The 18,959-nt window shown below is 74.5% G+C and carries 16 protein-coding genes; 5 read left to right on the top strand and 11 right to left on the bottom strand.

Translation table 11 applies throughout. The features are described from left to right. Positions 1-2: 2 nt before the first annotated feature. The 3 genes from NHH00_RS17930 to NHH00_RS17920 form a co-directional block, all read right to left on the bottom strand. Positions 3-1,103, bottom strand: coding sequence for a hypothetical protein (locus tag NHH00_RS17930; protein WP_253054811.1), 1,101 nt, complete (start codon positions 1,101-1,103; stop codon positions 3-5). Next, positions 1,100-1,723: a SigE family RNA polymerase sigma factor gene (locus NHH00_RS17925; RefSeq protein WP_253054809.1), complete on the bottom strand. Its 624-nt coding sequence runs from the start codon at positions 1,721-1,723 to the stop codon at positions 1,100-1,102. Before NHH00_RS17925 ends, NHH00_RS17930 begins: the two co-directional genes overlap by 4 nt. Before the next feature lie 101 nt (positions 1,724-1,824). Next, complete coding sequence (locus NHH00_RS17920) at positions 1,825-2,853, bottom strand: App1 family protein (RefSeq protein WP_253054807.1); 1,029 nt, start codon at positions 2,851-2,853, stop codon at positions 1,825-1,827. 195 nt (positions 2,854-3,048) lie between these two features. On the opposite strand from NHH00_RS17920, the gene NHH00_RS17915 reads away from it, so the two are divergent. Further along, the gene (locus NHH00_RS17915) at positions 3,049-3,630 is read left to right on the top strand and encodes a pyridoxamine 5'-phosphate oxidase family protein (RefSeq protein WP_253054805.1); all 582 of its coding nucleotides are present in this window, start codon (positions 3,049-3,051) and stop codon (positions 3,628-3,630) included. A gap of 31 nt (positions 3,631-3,661) precedes the next feature. Here the strand turns inward: NHH00_RS17915 and NHH00_RS17910 are convergent, their stop codons facing one another. From NHH00_RS17910 to NHH00_RS17900, 3 genes are all read right to left on the bottom strand, one after another. Beyond that, positions 3,662-7,042: a discoidin domain-containing protein gene (locus tag NHH00_RS17910; RefSeq protein WP_253054803.1), complete on the bottom strand. Its 3,381-nt coding sequence runs from the start codon at positions 7,040-7,042 to the stop codon at positions 3,662-3,664. 705 nt (positions 7,043-7,747) lie between these two features. Next, positions 7,748-9,058, bottom strand: coding sequence for a serpin family protein (locus tag NHH00_RS17905; RefSeq protein WP_253054801.1), 1,311 nt, complete (start codon positions 9,056-9,058; stop codon positions 7,748-7,750). 21 nt (positions 9,059-9,079) lie between these two features. Next, the gene (locus tag NHH00_RS17900) at positions 9,080-10,390 is read right to left on the bottom strand and encodes a serpin family protein (protein WP_253054799.1); all 1,311 of its coding nucleotides are present in this window, start codon (positions 10,388-10,390) and stop codon (positions 9,080-9,082) included. A 97-nt stretch (positions 10,391-10,487) separates the two neighbouring features. On the opposite strand from NHH00_RS17900, the gene NHH00_RS17895 reads away from it, so the two are divergent. Further along, complete coding sequence (locus tag NHH00_RS17895) at positions 10,488-10,673, top strand: hypothetical protein (RefSeq protein WP_253054797.1); 186 nt, start codon at positions 10,488-10,490, stop codon at positions 10,671-10,673. 18 nt (positions 10,674-10,691) lie between these two features. Here the strand turns inward: NHH00_RS17895 and NHH00_RS17890 are convergent, their stop codons facing one another. The 3 genes from NHH00_RS17890 to NHH00_RS17880 are packed head-to-tail and all read right to left on the bottom strand — an operon-like array spanning position 10,692 to position 12,791. Next, a complete protein-coding gene (locus tag NHH00_RS17890; protein WP_253054795.1) occupies positions 10,692-11,495 on the bottom strand; it encodes a ferredoxin reductase in 804 nt (267 codons plus the stop codon). A 9-nt stretch (positions 11,496-11,504) separates the two neighbouring features. Further along, positions 11,505-12,104, bottom strand: a complete 600-nt coding sequence (locus NHH00_RS17885) for a molybdopterin-dependent oxidoreductase (RefSeq protein ID WP_253054793.1) — start codon at positions 12,102-12,104, stop codon at positions 11,505-11,507. A 39-nt stretch (positions 12,105-12,143) separates the two neighbouring features. After that, positions 12,144-12,791 (bottom strand): TetR/AcrR family transcriptional regulator, encoded by a 648-nt coding sequence (locus NHH00_RS17880; RefSeq protein ID WP_253054791.1) that lies wholly within the window; start codon positions 12,789-12,791, stop codon positions 12,144-12,146. 158 nt (positions 12,792-12,949) lie between these two features. On the opposite strand from NHH00_RS17880, the gene NHH00_RS17875 reads away from it, so the two are divergent. Together NHH00_RS17875 and NHH00_RS17870 are read left to right on the top strand one after the other, a co-directional pair. After that, the gene (locus tag NHH00_RS17875; protein ID WP_253054789.1) at positions 12,950-14,254 is read left to right on the top strand and encodes a glycosyltransferase; all 1,305 of its coding nucleotides are present in this window, start codon (positions 12,950-12,952) and stop codon (positions 14,252-14,254) included. A 20-nt stretch (positions 14,255-14,274) separates the two neighbouring features. Then, the gene (locus NHH00_RS17870) at positions 14,275-14,817 is read left to right on the top strand and encodes a DapH/DapD/GlmU-related protein (RefSeq protein ID WP_253054787.1); all 543 of its coding nucleotides are present in this window, start codon (positions 14,275-14,277) and stop codon (positions 14,815-14,817) included. A gap of 127 nt (positions 14,818-14,944) precedes the next feature. On the opposite strand, the gene NHH00_RS17865 is transcribed toward NHH00_RS17870, so the two are convergent. Together NHH00_RS17865 and NHH00_RS17860 are read right to left on the bottom strand one after the other, a co-directional pair. After that, on the bottom strand, positions 14,945-16,387 hold the full coding sequence (locus tag NHH00_RS17865; RefSeq protein ID WP_253054785.1) for an L-serine ammonia-lyase: 1,443 nt from the start codon (positions 16,385-16,387) through the stop codon (positions 14,945-14,947). A 153-nt stretch (positions 16,388-16,540) separates the two neighbouring features. Further along, entirely contained in the window at positions 16,541-17,176 is a 636-nt protein-coding gene (locus tag NHH00_RS17860; RefSeq protein WP_253054783.1) for a DNA-3-methyladenine glycosylase I, read from the bottom strand. 220 nt (positions 17,177-17,396) lie between these two features. Between NHH00_RS17860 and NHH00_RS17855 the strand changes: the two genes are divergently transcribed. Next, positions 17,397-18,953, top strand: a complete 1,557-nt coding sequence (locus NHH00_RS17855) for an ATP-binding protein (RefSeq protein WP_253054781.1) — start codon at positions 17,397-17,399, stop codon at positions 18,951-18,953. Positions 18,954-18,959: the final 6 nt, after the last annotated feature.

Raw genomic sequence — 18,959 nt, 5'->3', positions numbered from 1 at the left:
CGTCACGGTGTGGTGTCACGCTCCCAGCGGAGCGGGTCGAGCATGTCGTCCGCGGTGCACTGCCAGGTCAGGTCGTCCTCGTCGTCCCGGGTGATCCCTCTCGATGCGTCGAGCGCCCGGCGTTCGTCCACGCATGCCGCGACGAACCCGGCGGGGCTGGCCCACGGGTCGTCGGCCACGTAGTCCTCGGCGAAGGTCTGGATGGCGACGTCGTCCGCTGACAGCGCGCTGCTGCGTGTCGGAGCCGACCGGGAGCCCTCCGTCGCGTCCCACACCGTGGTGCAGACGTCGCCGTCGGTGTCGCACCCGCCGTACCCGTAGCCGCTGTCGTACAGGCTGCGCACGAAGACCCCTCGGACGGCGGGGGCGGGGAGACCGGTCCGCGCGTCCGTGACCCGCATCGCGAAGACGCCGCCCCACGGGCCGGGGGCCAGGGCAGTCACGGGAAGGTCGACGGTGGCGCGCGCCTCTTCCCCCGGACCGAGCAGCGTCTCCCGCGCCACGACGGTCGCGATCGTCGGGTTCTCAGTCGTGCCCGGGTCGTCCACGAGCCCGACGGCGAGCTGGTCGCTGCCGTCCGGACCGGTCACGAGGGCGAGGTCCCCCCGCGACCCGGCGACCGGGCCGGTGGGCAGGCTCCCACCGGCCAGCAGCGTCTCGAGGTCGGTGTCGTCGCCGGCCCAGACCCGCAGCGGCTGGTCGACGTCGTCCGGCTCGACCGTGAGAAGGAACCGCGTCCCGGGCTCCCACGTCGGCAGGCCGAGGTCCACCACGACCCCGCCCCCGGCGCGGTCGTGGACGCGCGGGTCGACGGCGGCCGTCACGCCCGGGGCGAGCTCGACCACCCCCGCGGCACCCGTGCTGCGCGCGGCCGCCGGCAGCGGAGCGTCGTCGGTCCCCGTCCGGGCCGACAGCGGCCCCGCGAGCAGCCCGACCGCCGCGGCACACCCGGCCGTCGCGGAGAGCGCGGCCGTCCGGCGGCGGCGCTGCGCGCGACGCGACGAGGTCAGGACGCGGTGGGCGTCGAGGGCCGAGTGCAGGTGGTCTGGTGCGACGGCGGCGCGCAGCCCGGCGGCGAACGCCGCGTCGTCGTGGTCGGTCACGAGGGGTCTCCTTCGGTCGGAGCGGTCGGCGGGCCGCTGCGTGAGCCGGTGTCGGCGAGGGCCGTGCGGAGCCGGGCGAGCGCGCGAGAGGCCGTGGACTTCACGGTCCCCACCGGGATCCCGAGCTCGCGCGACACCTCCGCCTCCGAGAGGTCGAGCAGGTGCCGCAGCACCACCACGCGGCGCTGCCGCAGCGGGAGGGTGAGGAGCGCCCGCACGACGGCGTCGCGGTCGTGGACCAGCCCGGTCGCGTCGGGCGCGTGGCGGCGTGAGTCGTGGTCGAGGCCAGTGAGCACCTCACGGCGCGTGCGCCGCCAGGTGTCGACGCGGAGGTTCGCGAGGATCGTGCGGGCGTACGCGAGCGGGTCGCCCTGCCGCGCCCGCCGCCACGAGCGCCACGTGCGCTCGAACGTCTGCTGGGTGAGCTCTTCCGCGCGGTGGTGGTCACCCGAGAGCAGGTACGCGAGCCGGTAGAGCGGGTCCTTCGCCGTCTCGACGAACGCCACGAACTCCTCGGCGTGGCCCGCGCCGGTGACCAGGTGCAGGTCGCGGTCGACCCAGGCGCCCGGTCGTGGCGGGTCGTCCGCGGTCATGAGCGTGGCCCTCGTCGAGATCGTCACGCCCTCAGCACGCAGCGGGAGCGGGAAAAGTTCCCTCGCGGAAGAACCGGCCGCTGCTGCTGCCGGTGCCACGTGACCGGTGACTCGTCCGCCGCGGGCTCTCAGCGGCGCAGGGCCCGGGCGAGGGCACGGGTGAGCGCGTCGCCGTCAGGGCCGAACGCCGTCGGGACACCGGGGCCGACCTCGCCCGGGAGGCTGCCCGGCGTGGGCAGCGGCGAGCCGTGGGCGAGGACCTGCTGCGCGGGAGTCAGCTCGCGGATCGCGACGGCGGCGACGTGGTCGGGGTGCAGCCGCGCGGCGCGCGCGTAGATCTCGGGGTCGTGCTGGCCGTCGTCGCCCACGAGCAGCCAGTCGACGTCGGGCAGCTCGCGGAAGAGGCGGTCGAGCGAGGTGTCCTTGTGCTCCTGGCCGCTGCGGAACCAGCCGGTGTTCGTCGGGCCCCAGTCGGTGAGCAGGAGCGGGCCGGGCGGGAACCCGTGCCGCTGGAGGAACCGGCGCAGGTTCGCGGCGGTGTTCCACGCGCCGGTCGACAGGTAGACGAACGGGGTGCCGGGGCGCTCCGTCGCGATCCCGCGGTAGAGCGCGGCCATGCCCGGCACGGGGACGCGCGCGCTCGAGTGCCGGACGAACGTGTTCCACGCGGCGATGAGGGGGCGCGGGACGGCGGTCACCATCGCGGTGTCGTCGATGTCGGACACGACGCCGAGCCGGCGCCCGTCGGCCACGACGAGCACGCGGCCCTTCGCGACCGCGCCCGAGGACGGGCGGAACGTCACGTCGTGCCATCCCGGGGTGAGCGCGACGTCGATCGTCGCGTCGAGGTAGCCGCTGCGGTCGGACACGAGGTCGACCGTCGCGTCGCCCACGTGCACGCGGACCTCCTCGCGCGGGGCGGGGGCGGTGAAGAAGTAGCGCCAGCCGCGCCGGTCGGCGGACTCGCGCTCGTGCAGGGCGGGGTCGAACGCGGGGCTCGCGAGGAGCACGCGCGCGAGCACGCGCACGCGCCGGGGGGTGCCGTACCCCGCGAACGGCTCGACGCGGGGGCGCCACCCCCGCGCCTTCTGGAAACGGGAGACGACGGCGCGCCACCGGTCCTCGATCCGGGCCGCCCGGTGCGGTCGCTGGGTCACGGCATGCTCGGTCGGGGTCGAGGTCATGAGGGCGCGGCGGTCTCCGGTCGACGTCGGGGGCTGCTGCCCACTGTGTCACATCCCGGTGACGGCGCACCGTCCCGACGCGGCCGTCCCGCGGGCCGGGCACCGATGAGTTCCGGGCGCCGCCCGGGTCGACCCCGACGTCCGACGAGCCTCGACAGGAGCAACCCCATGACCGAGACGCCTGCCCCGACCGCCGACCACGGCGACCTGCTCGCCGCCTACAGCACGCCGGAGGCGCCACGGGTGCCGTGGTCCGCCGTCCGAGAGGCGCTCGAGCGCGCGGGGGTGTCGTGGGTGTCCACGGTCCGGCCCGACGGGCGTCCGCACGTCACGCCGCTGCTCACCGTGACGGCCGACGGCGCTCTGTTCTTCTGCACGGGCCGCGACGAGCGGAAGGCGCGCAACCTCGCGGCGAACGCGCACGTCGTCCTCACGACCGGCGCGAACCGGTTCGAGGAGGGCATGGACGTCGTGGTGGAGGGTGACGCGGCGCGCGTCACCGACGACGCGATGCTGCACCGCCTCGCGGAGCGGTGGCGCTGCAAGTACGACTGGCACTTCGAGGTCCGCGACGGCGCGTTCTGGGACACCGCGGACGGGGGTGGGGAGGCGTACGTGTTCGCCGTGCGGCCGGACGTCGTCTTCGCGTACGCGCGCGGCGCCGAGCACACGGCGATGCGGTGGCGGTTCGGTGCCGACGCGCCGTCGACCGGCCTGGGCGCGGCGCGCGCACCGCAGCCCGCCCCGTGAGGGCGGGCTGCGGCGTCGAGCGCGGACGTGCTCAGTTGCGCGTGATCGTGAAGGTCGACGTCGTGTTCTCGATGTCCCGGAAGTTGCCCGAGAATGTGAGGTTGGTGAACGTCGCCGTGCCGACCGCCGGGCCCTGGCCGGCCTCCGGCATCGGGTTGGCCCAGATGCCGTAGCCCGACTTGGCGTCGTACCGGTCGCCGCTCTTCTTCGCCCCCGTGATGGTCACGTTGGTGAAGGTCGGGTTCTGGAACGTGTTCTGCGGCTGGCCCCCGACGTAGTTCGTCTGGAACATGATCCCGGAGTACGTCGGGTCGATGACGTCGAGGTTGTTCACCTGGATGTTCCCGAACGCCTTGGACGCCGAGAACATCCACACGGCCCCGAACACCTGGTCTCCCCAGAAGTGCCCGCCCGAGCGGACGACGGTGAGCCCGTCGAACACGGTGGGCGCCGGGCCGAAGCCCTCCATCGGGTACCCGAAGTCGAGCGAGCTGATCGTGACGCCCGAGTAGACCAGGGTGTCCGCGATGTAGATGTTGCGGAACGTGTTGTCCTGGCCGCCGTAGACCGCGAGGCCCGCCGCACGCCACGTGTTGGTCGACGTGAGGTTCTCGAACACGTTGCCGCGCTGCCCGCTGCCGCCGTTGTCGGTGGCCGCGAAGAGCGCGAACGAGTCGTCGCCCGTGCCGCGCGCCTGGTTGTTGTGCACGTGGTTGTTCGCGCTGCCGTTGGTCATGTTGATCGCGTCCGCGAACGTGTTGCGGATGCGGGAGTTCTTGACCTCCGAGTCGTCCATGTTGGAGGCCCAGAACATGCAGATCATGTGCTCGACCCAGATGTTGTCGATCGTCATGTTCTTCACGTTGGCGAAGTCGAACACCTTGCCCGGTCCGTCGATGCGCGACGTGTAGTTCCCGAAGTACGCGAAGTCGCGGAACGTCGAGCCGTTCGCGCTCGCCTCGGCGCGGAAGCCGACGTCGGTGTTCTCCTGGCCCTGCGGCGCGAAGAACCGCGTGAACCACGGCCCGGCGCCGACGACGTCGACCCCCTTGCCGTAGACCTGGAACTTGCTGGACGTCTGGTAGTCACCCGCGGGCAGGTAGACGCCCTTGAGCGTGCCCGTGGAGTCCATGCGGACCTTGTCGAGGGCGGCCTGGACGTCCTGATGCGTGAAGCCCGCAGGCTGGGTGTACTGCGCGGGGTTCGGGTTCGCCTGCGGCGTCGCGAGCTCGAGGTCCACGAAGTCGATCGCGTACTGCGACGTGTTCTGCGCGGTCTTCTGGAGGCGGATCGTCGAGCCTGCCGGGACGGTCGTGCCGAGCAGCGTGCTCGCCTCGTCGTAGACGTGGCGCGGCGCGCCCTGGCCCGGCTGGTTGCCCGGGTTGGTCTCGTTGCCGTAGAGCCACGCGTAGCGCGAGGTGAGGTCGATGTTCTTGAGGAACTGGCCGTCCACGTAGATCGCGAGGGTCGCGTTCGTCCCGCCGCCGCCCGCCGAGTCGGGGATGGAGAAGCGGGTCAGCAGGGTGTTCGTCGGGGCCTTGGTGGTCCACTCGACGTACGCGCCGGTCTGGTTGAGCGTGACCGCCCGGCGGCCGGACGCCTCGCCCGCGAGGTCGCCGACGACGCGGTTGGGCGCGAGCACGGTCGCGCCGCCGCCCGTGACGCCGTCCTCGGCCTCGTACGTGTCGAACGGCAGGTTGGCGCCCCGGCCGACGAACAGGGGACGGGTCGCGGTGTTGTTGGCCTGCTTCGCGGCGACCTCGGTGGAGTCCGGCGCGGCGACGACCTTGACGTCGTAGTTGCCGTTCGCGGCGGTCCACGTGCCGAGGTCGACGCTCGCGCTGCTCGCGCCCGCGGCGATCGCGCCGCTCACGGAGCCGGTGAGGGTGCGCACGACGGCGCCCGTCGCCTTGTTCGTCACGGTCACGGTGAGGCCGTGCGCGGCCGTGGAGGTCGCGACGTTGCCCTGGTTCGCGATCGTCGCGGAGAACGTCACCGTGCCGCCCGCGGACGGGTTGCTGGGCGACCACGTGAGCGTCGGGACGAGGTCCGAGCTCGGGACGGCCGTGACGACGAGCGGGGTCGGGTTCGCGTAGGCGTTGTTGCCCTCGTTCTGCTCCGCGACCGTACCGCCCGCGTCGGCGACCGCGCCGATCGTGTAGCTCGCGGCAGGCCGCGCGCCGACGTCGGCGGTGACGGTCGCCTGGGCGCCGGCCGCGAGGCCAGCGACCGGCTTCGTGGCGACGGTCTGGCCGTTCAGCGTGAACGCGACGTCGGTCGCGGCGGACGCCTGCGTGCCGATGTTCTTCACGACGGCCGACAGCGTGATCGCCTGCGACTCGAGCGGCGACGCGGGCGTCGCGGTGACGCTCGTGACGACGAGGTCGGGGTTGGGGGCGGCGGTGCCGAACACCTGGAGCTCGGCGACCTGGCCGTTGCCGGAGCCGGTGTTCCCGGTGAACCGCAGGCGCACGTCCTTGGCCGTGCCCGTGACCGGGATCGTGACGGTGTTGCCCGTGGCCGGGGAGAACGCGTAGCCCGCCGACGGCTTGAGGGTCTGCCAGGCGCCGGTCGCGGTCGCGCGACCCTGGACCTCGAACGTCTGGGTGCGCGGGCCCCACACGGACGCCGGCGGGAGCTTGACGACGACGTCCGTGAGCTGGGCCGCGGCGTCGAGCGAGACCGTGAGCGTGCTGGGGTACTGGCCGCCCGCGCCCTCCCAGTAGGTCGAGGTGCTGTCGTCGTTCGCGTTCTTCGCGACGAACTGCCACTCCGTCGAGGACCCCTCGATCGGCTTGTTCAGCGCGAGGTTGGTGCCGGTCGGGGGCTCCGGGTCACCGGGGCCACCGGGATCGGTGCTGCCGGCGGTGCCGCGCACCTCGAGCTCGGAGAGCTGGCCCGCGGGCCAGCCCGTGTTCGCGGTGATCTGCACGCGCACGTAGCGGGCGGACGTGTCCGGCACGTCGACCGTCACGGTGTTCCCCGACGCGGGGTCGAACGCGTACGCCTGCGACGCCTTGATCGTGGAGAAGGTCGAGCCGTCGGTGCTGGACTGCACGCTGAGGGTCTGGCTGCGCGTCTCCCAGCCCGCGGGCAGCTTGAGCACGAGGTCCTCGACCGTGGCGGCCGCGCCCAGGTCGACCTGCGCCCACTGCGGGAACGTGTTGTTGGTCGACTCCCAGTAGGTGCCCTGGTTGCCGTCGGTGAGGTTGCCGGACAGGTACGGCGAGTTGTTGCTGCTCGCGGCCGTCGACTTCCCGGCGGACAGCACCGTGGGCGCAGCCGTGGCCGTGGTCGTCAGGCCGAGCGGGACGAGCAGGGCCGTCGCCGTCGCCGTGGCGGCGAGGGTGCGGAGCCGGCGCGTCGGCGCCCCGGCGGGTGTGCGGTTCGACGTGCTGGGTCGATGTCTCATCGATGTCCTCGATCTCCCGTCGTCGTCGACGGGCGTCAGGCCGCGCCGCGCGCGACCTCGCACCGGACCGGACGCCCGGTTCGGAGGACAGGCCACGGCGCACGTCCGGCCAGGGCCGGGTGGCTCGGGTCAGTACCTTCGAGAATTGCGGACCCGCTGCGCCGCACCGCACAACGGAGTGTTGATTTCTTGCATCAACACGCAAGAACGCTACTGCCGGGTGAAGGACGCGTCAAGAGATGCCGCAAGCACCCGATGCGCCCGGTTCGTCGAGACAGGGCCCTGGACCGCTGGCCCCGCGAGGAAGACCAGCCCCGTTCCGCCGAGGTAGAGGCGTAGTCACGCGAGGTAGAGGCGTGGTTCCTGCGCCCGACGGCGCGTGGTCGCCCTGGGTGGTCGGGGTGGGTGGTGGTGCCGCGTCTACCATCCGCGCCGCTCGTTCCTCGCGGCGCTCCCGCCAGGCCCGACCACGACGCGGCACCACCACCCACCCCGACCCGGCTTCGTCTCGCCGTGGTCTTCGCTCGCCTGGGCGGACCGCCTGCGGTGCCGGACCGTCCGCGCCGCGTCGTCCGCGTGGGACCGCCACGCTGTTCCCGAGGGTCCGCCTCGGACGACCCGCCCACCTCGGGCGGCGACCCGAGCGCCGTCGGGCATGGTGACCACGGGTCTATCTCGGTGGACCGGGGGTTCTCGCCGGGGGAGTCAGTGGCGGGGGTCGCGGATCGCGGCGGTGAACAGCGGCCAGCCCGTCTCGGTGTGGGAGACCGAGAAGAGATAGGGCCGGTCGACGCGGAAGGTAACCGGGACGACCTCGACCTCGGACGACATCGCCTGCGCGCCGAGCTCCGTCACGGCCGCTGCGACGGTGCCCTCGGCGTCGACCTGGAGCATCGCCTGCTGCTTCGCCTGCGACACGAACAGGTCCTCGTCGCTGATGCCGCCGAGGTCCGGAGAGTCGACGGGGTCGAACAACCCGCCCAGACCGGCGGCGGCGAGCGCGGGGCGCAGGTCCGTCGCGCGCTCGACGGGGATGTCGAGGGTCGGCATCGTCAGCGCCACCCGCTGCGGTGCCGCGGCGTCGAGGGCCTCGCGCAGCGTAGCCGTACGTGTCGGCGTGCTCGTCGCGGGGTCGGTCCCCTCCGGAGGCAGGACGACGTCCGCGTGGAACCCGTCGACGTAGGGGAGGCGCAGCCCGCGCCAGCCGTCGTGCTCCGCGTACGCCCACGACTCGGTGAGCGACAGCGACTCGACGTCCACCCCCTCACCGGTCGGGAGCACGAAGGGCGAGGGCCGGGTCTCGCCCTCGTCGAACGGTGCTTCCCACCGCGCGGCGAAGAGCACGGCGTTCTGGAGCACGAGGCGGAGGTCTGTGTCCGGTTCGATCGCGCTCTTCTCGATGAGCCCGCCCGTGTGGAACCGGACCCAGGCGCTCAGCGGGGCGATGCCCGACGCCGTCCCGAGGTCCGTGTGCAGGACCCCTGCGCCGTACCCGGTCGCGAGCGCCTCGAGGTAGGTGTCGTGGACCTGTGCCTGGTCGTCGAGGACGACCTGGTTCGCGACGTGCACGAGCGGGGTCTTCGGGAGCTCGTCCTTCTGCACGAGGGCGGGGTCGCCGTCGTAGTCCTGGAGCGCGGCGAGCAGGGCGTTGACGGCGTCGGTCCGGTCCTGGCCGGTCGCGCCGAGCGCGGCGTCGAGCGAGGCGGCGGTCTCGCCGCGTGCGCCCTCCGCGAGCATGGACAGCGCGACGACGGCGCTCGCCGGCGACACGACGACGTTGCCCTCGCGCGGGGCCGCGTCGAGCATCGTCAGGCCGAGCTCCTCGGTCGCGCCGACCACGTCGGGCGTGGCGTCCGCCTCGGAGACCGCCACGACGTGCCGTGCCGCATCGGACGTCGCGAGGGGCAGGTCCGGTCCGGCCGGGACACCGGTCGCGCACGCGGCGACCAGCCCGACGACGGCTGCCGCCGCTGCGACTGCCGCGCCGGTCCGGACTCTGCTCGTCTGCGGAGCCATGGTGCTCTCGCCGTCCTCTCGTCAGTGGCGGGGGTCGCGGATCGCGGCGGTGAAGAGCGGCCACCCGGTGTCCGTGTGCGACACGGAGAACACGTACGGCCGGTCGACACGCAGCTCGACGACGTCCTCGACCATCGGCGCGGACTCGACGCCGCCGACGACCTCGGTCACCGCCGCCGCGACGGTGCCGTCCTCGTCCACGCGCAGCACGGCCTGCTGCCACGCCTGCGTCACCCTGAGGCCGGGCTCGTCGCTGATGCCGGTCAGGTCCGGCTCGTCCAGCAGGCCGCCGAGCCCGGCCGAGGTGAGCGCGGGCGCCAGGTCGAGCGGTGCCGCGGCGTCGACGTCGAGCGTCGGGAGGGTGAGCGCGACGCTGCGGCGCCGTGCGGAGTCGAGCGCCTCACGCAGGGCGGCGCTCGTCTCGGGCGCGAGCGTCGCCGGGTCGACGCCGTCCGGTGGGAGCACGACGTCGGCGTGGAAGCCCTCGGTGTACGGGAGCCGGACGGCCTGCCACCCGTCCACCTCGGCGTACCGCCAGTCGTGCTCCTGGTGCATCGCCTCGGCGTCGACCTCGGTCCCGTCCGCGAGGACGAACGAGTCCGGACGGGTCGCCTGCTCCTCGAACGGCGACGACCAGCGCGCCGCGAGCAGCGCCGCGTTCTGGAGCGCGAGACGCGAGTCGGCGTCGGGCTCGACCGCGGACTCCTCGATCAACCCGCCCGTGTGGTGCCGGACCCACCGGTCCAGCGGCTCGAGGCCCGCCGTCGAGCCGAGGTCGGTCTCGAGCACGCCCGCGTCGTACCCGGCGGCGAGCGCCTCGAGGTAGGTGTCGTGGACCTGGGCCTGGTCGTCGAGCACGACCTGGTTCGCGACGTGCACGAGCGGGGTCTTCGGGAGCTCGTCCTTCTGCACGAGGGCGGGGTCGCCGTCGTAGGTCTGGAGCGCGGTGAGCAGGGCGTTGACGGCGTCGGTCCGGTCCTGGCCGCTCGCGCCGAGCGCGGCGTCGAGCGAGGCGGCGGTCTCGCCGCGTGCGCCCTCCGCGAGCATGGACAGGGCGACGACGGCGCTCGCCGGCGACACGACGACGTTGCCCTCGCGCGGGGCCGCGTCGAGCATCGTCAGGCCGAGCCGCTCGGTCGCCTCGACGACGGGGGTCGTCGCCGGGGCGTCGGCGACGGTCACGACACGGCGCTCGACGTCCGCGGTCGTCACCGTGGGCGGCTCGCCCGACGCCGTCGCGCACGCCCCGAGCACCAGGGTCGCGAAGGTCGCGACCCCGATCAGAGCGGTCTTGCGCTCCCCGCCGTACCGGTGCCTCGTCCAGGTCGTCATGCCGCCCCCTCGTGGAACTGCCGTGGCGCACGCGCCACGCTCACGACCTGACTATGTCGTACCGCGGGCCGGGCTTGCGCACCGGTAGGGTCCGCCCATGGTCATGTCCACAGGTCTCGGGTTCGTCGGGCTGCTCTACGTCCTCGTCCTCGCGACGATCGCCGTGCTGGTCATCTGGGCGCTCGTCCTGACGATCATGCTGCTGCGCAGCGTCCTCGCGGAGCGTGCGGCACGCGGGTCGACGGGCGGCGCGGCGGGAAGCCCGCTCCCGCCCTCGTCCTGATCGACGGCGACGCGCCCGTCAGTCCACGGCGGGCCCGAAGCGCTCGGTCTTGACCCGCGCCGGGTCGTGGCCGAGCGAGACGAGCTGGCGGGCGACGGCCTCGACGAACCCCGTCGGCCCGCACACGAAGCACGCGGGCTCGATCTCGGCGGGCCAGCCCCACGCCGCGAGATCGCGTCGTTCGAGGCGACCCGGCCCGCGCATCGATCCCAGCGGCACCGAGCGCGTGTAGACGACCTGGACGTCGAGCCCGTCGTGCGCGGCGGCGAGCCGGTCGAGGTCCGCGGTGTACAGCCGGTCCTCGGGGCGGCGGACCGAGTACACGAGCCGGAACGGGGTCCGGTCGCCCGCGTCGCGGCGCGTGCGGAGCATCGCCATGAGGGGAACGAGGCCCGACCCGCCCGCGGCGAGGAGGACGGGCGTCCCGCCGTCGCGCTCGGGGGACCAGACGAACCAGCCGCCGACCGGCCCGCGCAGCTCGATCGCGTCGCCCACCGCGAACACGTCGGTGAGGTAGGTCGAGACCTCCCCGCCGGGGACGCGCTGCACGGTGACCTCGACGCGCGCGGGGGAGCCGTCGTCGGGCACCGACGCGCGCGTCGCCGTGCTGCCGATCGAGTAGCTGCGCTCGGCGGTGTAGCCGTCGGGCGCGGTGAGGCGCAGGTCGACGTGCTGACCGGCCAGGTGCCCGGGCCAGGCGGGGACCTCGAGGACGAGCGTCCGCGCGGACGGGCTCTCGGCCCACGCGTCGACGAGCGTCGCGACCTGCCAGCCCGACGGCGTCGCGTAGCGGGCGCCGAGGCGGACCGGCGCCTCGGTCATCGTGAGACCTCAATCACCTTGGTACCTCTGCTCGCGCCACGGGTCGCCGAGGTCGTGGTAGCCGAGGCGCTCCCAGAAGCCCTGCCGGTCCATGGGCATGAGCGTGATGCTGTTGACCCACTTGGCCGACTTCCAGAAGTACAGGTGCGGCACGAGCAGCCGCGCCGGGCCGCCGTGCACGGGGTGCAGCGGGGCGCCGTCGAACGTGTGCACGACCCACGCCTTGCCGCCCAGCAGCTCCGCGACGGGGAGGTTCGTCGTGTACCCGCCGTAGCAGCCGATCATCGCGAAGTCGGCGGTCGACTCGACGTCGGCGAGGAGCGTGTCGAGCGAGACGCCGCGCCACGACGTGCCGAACTTCGACCAGCGGGTGACGCAGTGGATGTCGACCGTCGGCTCGTCCTGGGGGAGCGCCATGAGGTCCGACCACGACCACGCGCGCGTCGCGCCGGTCTCGGTCGTGACGTCGAGCCGCCAGGTCGCGGTGTCGACGCGCGGTGTGGGCCCCGCCGAGAGCACGGGGAACCCGGTCTCGACGTACTGGCCCGGCGGGAGCGCCACGCCCTGCGGGCGCGGCCGGCCGTGGAAGCCGGGGGTGAGCGTGCTCATGGCACACCGTAGGCGCGGTGCCCGACGGCGCGCCAGGGCTCAGGCGTCGGCGTCGTCCTCCGGGGGCGCCGCGACGAGGCGCACGACGCCGTCGCGGAGCCAGGCGCGGTACCGCTCGCCCGACCAGCCGGCGCCCGCGACGAAGTGCGTCCAGCCCTCGGGTGCGAGGAGGTAGGACAGCGACTCGGCCGCCTCGTCCCGCGGTGCCCGGGGGCGGAACCCGTGCGCGGCGAGCACGTCGACGCTCGCGCGCAGGTCCGCGCGGCGGCGTTCGAGGAGCGCGTCGAGCTCCGCGGCGACGGCGTCGTCGGAGCGCGCCGCCGAGGTGAAGGCGGACCACAGGCCGGCGACGCGCTCGTTCGCCGCGGCGACGAGCGCGACGAGGCCGTCGAGGAACTCCTCGGGGTCGGTCGTGCCGGCCACCGAGCGTCCCTCGGGCCGCTCGCCCAGGGACTCCTGGCCCTCCGACCCGGCGAACGTGAGCTCGAACGCGGCGAGCAGCAGGGCGCGCTTGGGGCCGTGCGCCTTCACCGTCTCGAGCGAGACGCCTGCGCGCGCGGCGACGCGCGCGAGCGTCGTGCGCTCGTAGCCGTGCTCGGTCAGCTCGTGCGCGGCGGCGCGCACCACCCGTTCGCGCGTGCGCGCGGCCTGCTCGGTGCGGAGGTCGGACGTGTAGGCGCGAGGCACCACTATTGACTACCCCTCGAAGGTGATGAATACTCCTGACGGTTGATCGATCTTCTCACACGCCGTCTCCCCACCGGCGTCCCCCGCGCAGACGGCCCGGTCCTGCGCCTTCCCGTCCGACCGGCGCGACGCGCGCCGCCACGAGAGAGGCCCCACCGATGGCCACCGTCCTGCTCTGCTCCACCCCGGTGCACGCCCACGTCACCCCGCTGCTCGCCGTCACCCGCGCGCTCGTCGCCCGCGGGCACGACGTCCGGTTCCTCACCGGCGCACGGTTCGCCGCCGCCGTCGAGGCCGCCGGCGCCGAGCACGTCCCGCTCCCGGCCGCGGCCGACTTCGACGACCGCGACCTCGCCGCCGCGTTCCCCGGCCGCGCGGGACGCACCGGGCTCGACGCGATCCGGCACGACATGCTCGAGATCTTCGTGGCGCCCGGCGCGGCGCAGCACCGGGCGGTGCTCGCGGCCCTCGCCGAGCGCCCGGCGGACGTCGTGCTCGTCGAGCCCCTGTTCCTCGGCGCGATGCCGCTCGTCTCGGTGCCCGCCGACCGTCGACCACCGGTGCTCGCGCTCGGGATCTTCCCGCTCGGGCTGAAGAGCGACCACACCGCGCCGTTCGGCCTCGGGGTGCTGCCCGCGCGGGGCCCCCTCGGCGTCCTGCGCAACCGGGCCCTCCACGCCGTCGTCGAGCGGGTCGCGTTCGCCGCCCCGCAGCGCGCGGCGCAGGACATGGTCCGGGCGGCGGGCGGGGAGCCGAGCGGCACGTTCTTCCTCGGCTGGCCTGCCGACGCCGACGCCGTCGTGCAGCTCACCGTCCCCGGGCTCGAGTACCCGCGGCCCGACGTCGTGACCCCGGTCCGGTTCGTCGGCCCGCCGCGCCCGGCGCCGGGCAACGGTGACCTCCCCGCGTGGTGGGGCGACCTCGACACCCGCCGGCCGGTCGTGCACGTCACGCAGGGCACCGTCGCGAACGAGGACCCGACCCAGCTCCTCGTCCCCACGCTGCGCGCGCTCGCGGGCGAGGACGTGCTGGTCGTCGCGGCGACCGGCGGACGGCCCGTCGGGTCGCTCGGGCCGCTCCCGGCGAACGCGCGCGCGGCCGAGTACCTCCCGTACGACGCGCTGCTCCCGCGCACCTCGGTCCTCGTCACGAACGGCGGCTACGGCGGGGTGCACCACGCGCTGCGGCACGGCGTCCCCGTGGTCGTCGCGGGCAAGACCGAGGACAAGGCGGAGGTCGCCGCACGCGTCGCGTGGACCGGCGCCGGCGTGCGGCTGCGGACGAGCACCCCGCGCCCCGGCCAGGTCCGGCGCGCGGTGCGGCGACTGCTCGACGACCCGTCGTACGCCCGCGCGAGCCAGCGCCTCGGCGAGCACATCGCCGCCTCGCCGGGCGAGGCCGGCGTGGCCGACGTCGTCGAGGAGGTCGTCGCCGCCCGCGAGGCGTCGCGCGCCGCCCGCTGACCCGGAGGCAGGATCGGGGGATGCCCAGCGACCTGCTCATGCGCATCCACGGTCCCGAGTTCCGCGCCATGTCCGAGAGGGTGCTGCGGGCCACCGAGCTCACCTCCCGGCTCAACGTCCTGCCGTTCGACGACGAGGACGGTCGGGCGCGGCTGCTCGCGCAGATCCTCGGCCGCCCACTGCCCCCGAGCGTGACGATCTACCCACCGTTCTTCACCGACCACGGGCTGAACCTCGACCTGGGGGAGCGGGTCTTCGTCAACCAGAACTGCACGTTCCTCGACTACGCCGGCATCCGGCTGGCCGACCGCGTCATGGTCGCGCCGAAGGTCACGTTCGTCACCGTCGGGCACCCGGTCGACACCGACGACCGCAAGGTCTGGCTGACCGGCGGTCCGATCGACGTGCACGAGAACGTGTGGATCGGCGCCGGGGCGACGATCCTGCCCGGCGTGACCATCGGCCGCGACGCCGTGGTCGCCGCCGGTGCGGTCGTGGCCGACGACGTCCCGCCGCGCAGCCTGGTGACCGGCACCAAGGCGTCCGTGCGCCGCACCTGGTGAGCGGCGCTCCGGCTCAGCACTCGGTCTGTCGGTCGTGCTGGCGCCTGCGCTTGCTTCGCTGCGCTCCGGCTGAGCACTCGGCCTGGTGGTCGTGCTGAAGCCTTTGCTTGCTTCGCTGCGCTCCGGCTCAGCACTCGATGACGTTGACGGCGAGGCCCCCCGTCGAGGTCTCCTTGTACTTGGTCGACATGTCGACGCCGGTCTGGCGCATCGTCTCGATGACGGCGTCGAGCGAGACGACGTGCGAGCCGTCGCCCTGGAGGGCGAGGCGCGCCGCGGAGACGGCGGTGCACGCGGCGATGGCGTTGCGCTCGATGCACGGGACCTGGACGAGCCCGCCGACGGGGTCGCACGTGAGCCCGAGGTTGTGCTCCATCGCGATCTCGGCCGCGTTCTCCACCTGGGCGGGCGTCCCGCCGAGGACGGCGCAGATCGCGCCCGCCGCCATGGAGCACGCCGAGCCGACCTCGCCCTGGCAGCCCGCCTCCGCGCCGGAGATGGACGCGTTGCGCTTGTAGAGCGCGCCGATCGCGGCGGCGGTGAGGAGGTACGTGCGCATGGCCCGACGCCGGCGCGCGGGGTCCGCGGCGACGTCCGGGTGGGTGCGCAGGAAGTGGCGCCCGACCGCGGGGATGATCCCCGCGGCGCCGTTCGTCGGGGCGGTGACGACGCGGCGCCCGTCGGCGTTCTCCTCGTTGACGGCCATGGCGAACGCCTGGAGCCACTCGATCGTCGTGTCGGCGCCGCGCTCGTCGGCGAGCTCGAGACGTTCGCGCTGCGCCCGTGCCCGACGGCGGACCTGGAGACGACCGGGCAGCACCCCATCGCGCTCGAGACCGGCGTCCACGCACGCGCTCATGGTGTCCCAGATCCGGTCGACGCCCGCCCCGACCTCGGCGGCGGGGCGCAGGGCGGACTCGTTCGCCCACGCGACCGCCGCGATCGAGGTGCGCTCGCGCTCGCACAGCGCGAGGAGCTCGGCGGCGTTGGCGAACGGGAACGGTACGCCCGACGGCTCCGTCCCGGGGTCGATCGCCTCGCCCGCGAGCTCGGCGCCGAGCTGCGCCGCCTCGTTCGCGGCCGCGGACTCGAGCGCGGCGGCGGTGAGCACGAAGCCGCCGCCGACCGAGTAGTACGCCTCCTCCGCGAGCGAAGCCCCGCTCGCGTCGAGCGCGGTGAACCGCATGCCGTTGGGGTGGCCCGGCATCCGGGTCAGCGGCGCGAGGCGCACGTCGGCGCTCGTCATCGTGATGCGGTGCCGGCCCAGCAGCGCGACGGGCGCGCCGTCGCCCAGCTTCTCCCACGAGCCGGGGACGCGCGCCGGGTCGCACGTCTCGGGGTCGAGGCCGAGCAGCCCCGCGACCACGGCGTCCGGCGTGCCGTGGCCCGCTCCCGTCGCCCCGAGCGACCCGCACAGCACGACCCGCAGCCCGGCGACCTCGCCCAGCACGCCGCGGTCGTCCAGCGTCGCGACGAACGCCTTCGCGGCCCGCATCGGCCCGACGGTGTGCGAGCTCGACGGACCCACGCCGACGGAGAAGAGGTCGAGGACGGACACGTACGCGCTCATGAGGCCATCGTCGCACCTCGTCTCACCATGTGGTCGCCGCCAGGGGGCAGGGCCGCGCACGGAGACGCCCGACGGTCCGCTCGCCCTGCCACACCGGAGTCGCGAGCCGTCCCCGGAGGCGGCGGGGCGGACCGAGGTGCGGCTCGCCGCCGCTCACGGGCGGCGCAGCACGACGGGGCAGGTCGCGAGGTGGTCGTCCACGAGCCCGCAGGCCTGCATCGCGGCGTAGGCCGTCGTCGGTCCGACGAACCGGAAGCCCAGCTTCTTGAGCGCCTTCGAGAGCGCGGTCGACTCGGGGGTGAGCCCCGGGACGTCGCCCCAGGTCGCGGGGCGCTCGCGACGGGCCGGTGGCGCGAACGACCAGATCAGCTCGTCCAGCGTGCGCCCGCTCTCCTGGAGCGCCAGCAGGGCGCGCGCGTTGTCGATCGTGGCCGTGATCTTCTGCCGGTTGCGGATGATGCGCGCGTCGGCGAGGAGGCGCTCGACGTCGGGCTCGTCGAACGCGGCGACGGCCTCCGGGTCGAACCCCGCGAACACCTCGCGGAAGGCGGGACGCTTGCGCAGCACGGTGATCCACGACAGGCCGGACTGGAACCCCTCCAGCGCCAGGCGCTCGAACAGTGCCGTGTCCCCGTGGACCGGGACCGCCCACTCGGTGTCGTGGTACTCCTCGTAGAGCGGGTCGCCGTCGCCGAAGCAGCGGGCGCCGGGTCGGGGACCGCCGGGGGCCTCGGCGGGCGCGTCGTCGGGCACCGCGAGGGGTGTCGACGCGGTCGTGTCGGTCGTCATGCGTCCACTCTGCCCGGTCCCGCCGACACGGAGGCGCCCTCCGGTGCGCGCTGTGGACGGGGACCGCGGTGTCCGGGCCTGTGCACGGTCAGGTTCCCGGGGACGGCGCGGGTGGCAGGGCGCCGATGGTCGGCGTCACCGGTCCGGGGCACACTGTTCCCGGCCGGCCGCGCTCACGGGCGCACCGGCGTCGTCGTCCCCGCCCACCCGAGGAGCACCCATGTCCGACGCCCTGGCCGCGCTCGCCGCCGCGGTGGCGGCCGCGCCGTCGAGCGCCCCGCTGCGCGTCCACTACGCGAGCCTCCTGCTGGCGGCGGGGCGTCCGGTCGAGGCGCTCGAGCAGGCGAGCGCCGCGCTCCGGATCGACCCGGCGGACGGCGAGGCGCTGCGCCTGGTCCAGGACTCGGCCGTCGCCGCGGCGACGGGGAGCAGCCCCGCGGCCGACCGGCCCGCGACGGCCCCCGCTGCACCGCCGGCCCCGGTCACCGGCCTGCACGCGCCGGCGTCCGCCCCCGGCGGCCCCGACGACGGGATCATCACGGGCGTCCCGTCCGACGCGACCGTCCCGCGCGCCCCCGGCGCGCCCGCGACCCCGACCGCGGGGATCCCCGCCGAGCCCGCCCCGTCCGCCGGGCCCGGCGCCCCCGCAGCCCCGGGCCCGGCGGCGCCGTCGGGCATCGACTGGGACCGGCTGGAGCACGAGGTGGGCGTCCACGTCCCGGCACCGTTCGTCGAGACACCCGTCGTCGAGGCGCCGCCCGCACAGGTGCCCGCCGCACCGCCCGCCGGCCCGGGCGGCGTGCCCCGCACGGACGACGACGCCGTCCCGCCCGCACCGGGCGACGGGCCGTTCCTCGTCCCCGCGCGCGACGACGCCCCCGACGACGGCTCGGGCCTGCTGGAGGTCTCGCGCGAGACGGTGACGCTCGCGGACGTCGGCGGCCTGGAGCCGGTGAAGCAGCGCATCCGCGAGGCGTTCCTGGAGCCGATGCGCCACCAGGCGATCGCGAAGGCGTTCGGCAAGTCGTTGCGCGGCGGGCTCCTGCTCTACGGGCCTCCCGGGACCGGCAAGACGTACATGGCGCGGGCCGTCGCGGGCGAGCTCGGCGCACGATTCCTCACCGTGACGCTCGCGGACATCCTCGACAGGTTCATGGGGGAGAGCGAGCAGAACCTCCACGCGCTGTTCCAGCGCGCGCGCCAGCTCGCGCCGGCCGTGCTGTTCCTCGACGAGGTCGACGCGATCGGCGGCAAGCGCGCGCAGTACTCCGGCTCGTCGGGCATGCGGACCGTGGTCAACCAGCTCCTCCAGGAGATGGACGGCATCGGCTCCGACAACGACGGGCTGTTCGTCCTCGGCGCCACGAACCACCCGTGGGACGTCGACACCGCGCTGCTGCGGCCCGGGAGGTTCGACCGCGTCGTGCTCGTGCTGCCGCCCGACGAGCCCGCGCGCGAGGCGATCCTGCGCCACCACCTCGCGGGCCGCCCGGTCGCGGGGATCGACCTGCGCGCGGTCGTGCAGCGCACCGACGGCTTCTCCGGCGCCGACCTCGAGCACCTCGCGGCGACGGCGGCGGAGAAGGCGATGATGGACTCCATCGCGACCGGGCAGGTGCGCCCGATCACCATGGCCGACCTCGACGCGGCGCTCGCGGACGTGCGGCCCTCGACGACGGCGTGGCTCCAGTCCGCGCGCAACGTCGTCACGTTCGCGAACAACGACGGCCGCTACGACGACCTCGCCGCGTACCTGCGCGCGCGGCGCATGCTCTGAGCGCCG

This window comes from Cellulosimicrobium cellulans (genome assembly GCF_024124905.1).
In the GTDB taxonomy this organism is placed as follows: Bacteria; Actinomycetota; Actinomycetes; order Actinomycetales; family Cellulomonadaceae; genus Cellulosimicrobium; species Cellulosimicrobium cellulans_G.
The sequence above is the reverse complement of the archived record's forward strand: the minus strand, read 5'-3'. Positions and strand labels throughout refer to the sequence as shown.

Excerpts from the sequence above, each read along its gene's own strand:
- NHH00_RS17885 (WP_253054793.1), bottom strand. The coding sequence starts at position 12,104 with ATGAGCACGCTCACCCCCGGCTTCCACGGCCGGCCGCGCCCGCAGGGC.
- NHH00_RS17860 (WP_253054783.1), bottom strand. The coding sequence starts at position 17,176 with ATGACGACCGACACGACCGCGTCGACACCCCTCGCGGTGCCCGACGAC.
- NHH00_RS17855 (WP_253054781.1), top strand. The coding sequence starts at position 17,397 with ATGTCCGACGCCCTGGCCGCGCTCGCCGCCGCGGTGGCGGCCGCGCCG.
- NHH00_RS17865 (WP_253054785.1), bottom strand. The coding sequence starts at position 16,387 with ATGAGCGCGTACGTGTCCGTCCTCGACCTCTTCTCCGTCGGCGTGGGT.
- NHH00_RS17895 (WP_253054797.1), top strand. The coding sequence starts at position 10,488 with ATGGTCATGTCCACAGGTCTCGGGTTCGTCGGGCTGCTCTACGTCCTC.
- NHH00_RS17910 (WP_253054803.1), bottom strand. The coding sequence starts at position 7,042 with ATGAGACATCGACCCAGCACGTCGAACCGCACACCCGCCGGGGCGCCG.
- NHH00_RS17915 (WP_253054805.1), top strand. The coding sequence starts at position 3,049 with ATGACCGAGACGCCTGCCCCGACCGCCGACCACGGCGACCTGCTCGCC.
- NHH00_RS17870 (WP_253054787.1), top strand. The coding sequence starts at position 14,275 with ATGCCCAGCGACCTGCTCATGCGCATCCACGGTCCCGAGTTCCGCGCC.
- NHH00_RS17905 (WP_253054801.1), bottom strand. The coding sequence starts at position 9,058 with ATGGCTCCGCAGACGAGCAGAGTCCGGACCGGCGCGGCAGTCGCAGCG.
- NHH00_RS17900 (WP_253054799.1), bottom strand. The coding sequence starts at position 10,390 with ATGACGACCTGGACGAGGCACCGGTACGGCGGGGAGCGCAAGACCGCT.
- NHH00_RS17875 (WP_253054789.1), top strand. The coding sequence starts at position 12,950 with ATGGCCACCGTCCTGCTCTGCTCCACCCCGGTGCACGCCCACGTCACC.
- NHH00_RS17890 (WP_253054795.1), bottom strand. The coding sequence starts at position 11,495 with ATGACCGAGGCGCCGGTCCGCCTCGGCGCCCGCTACGCGACGCCGTCG.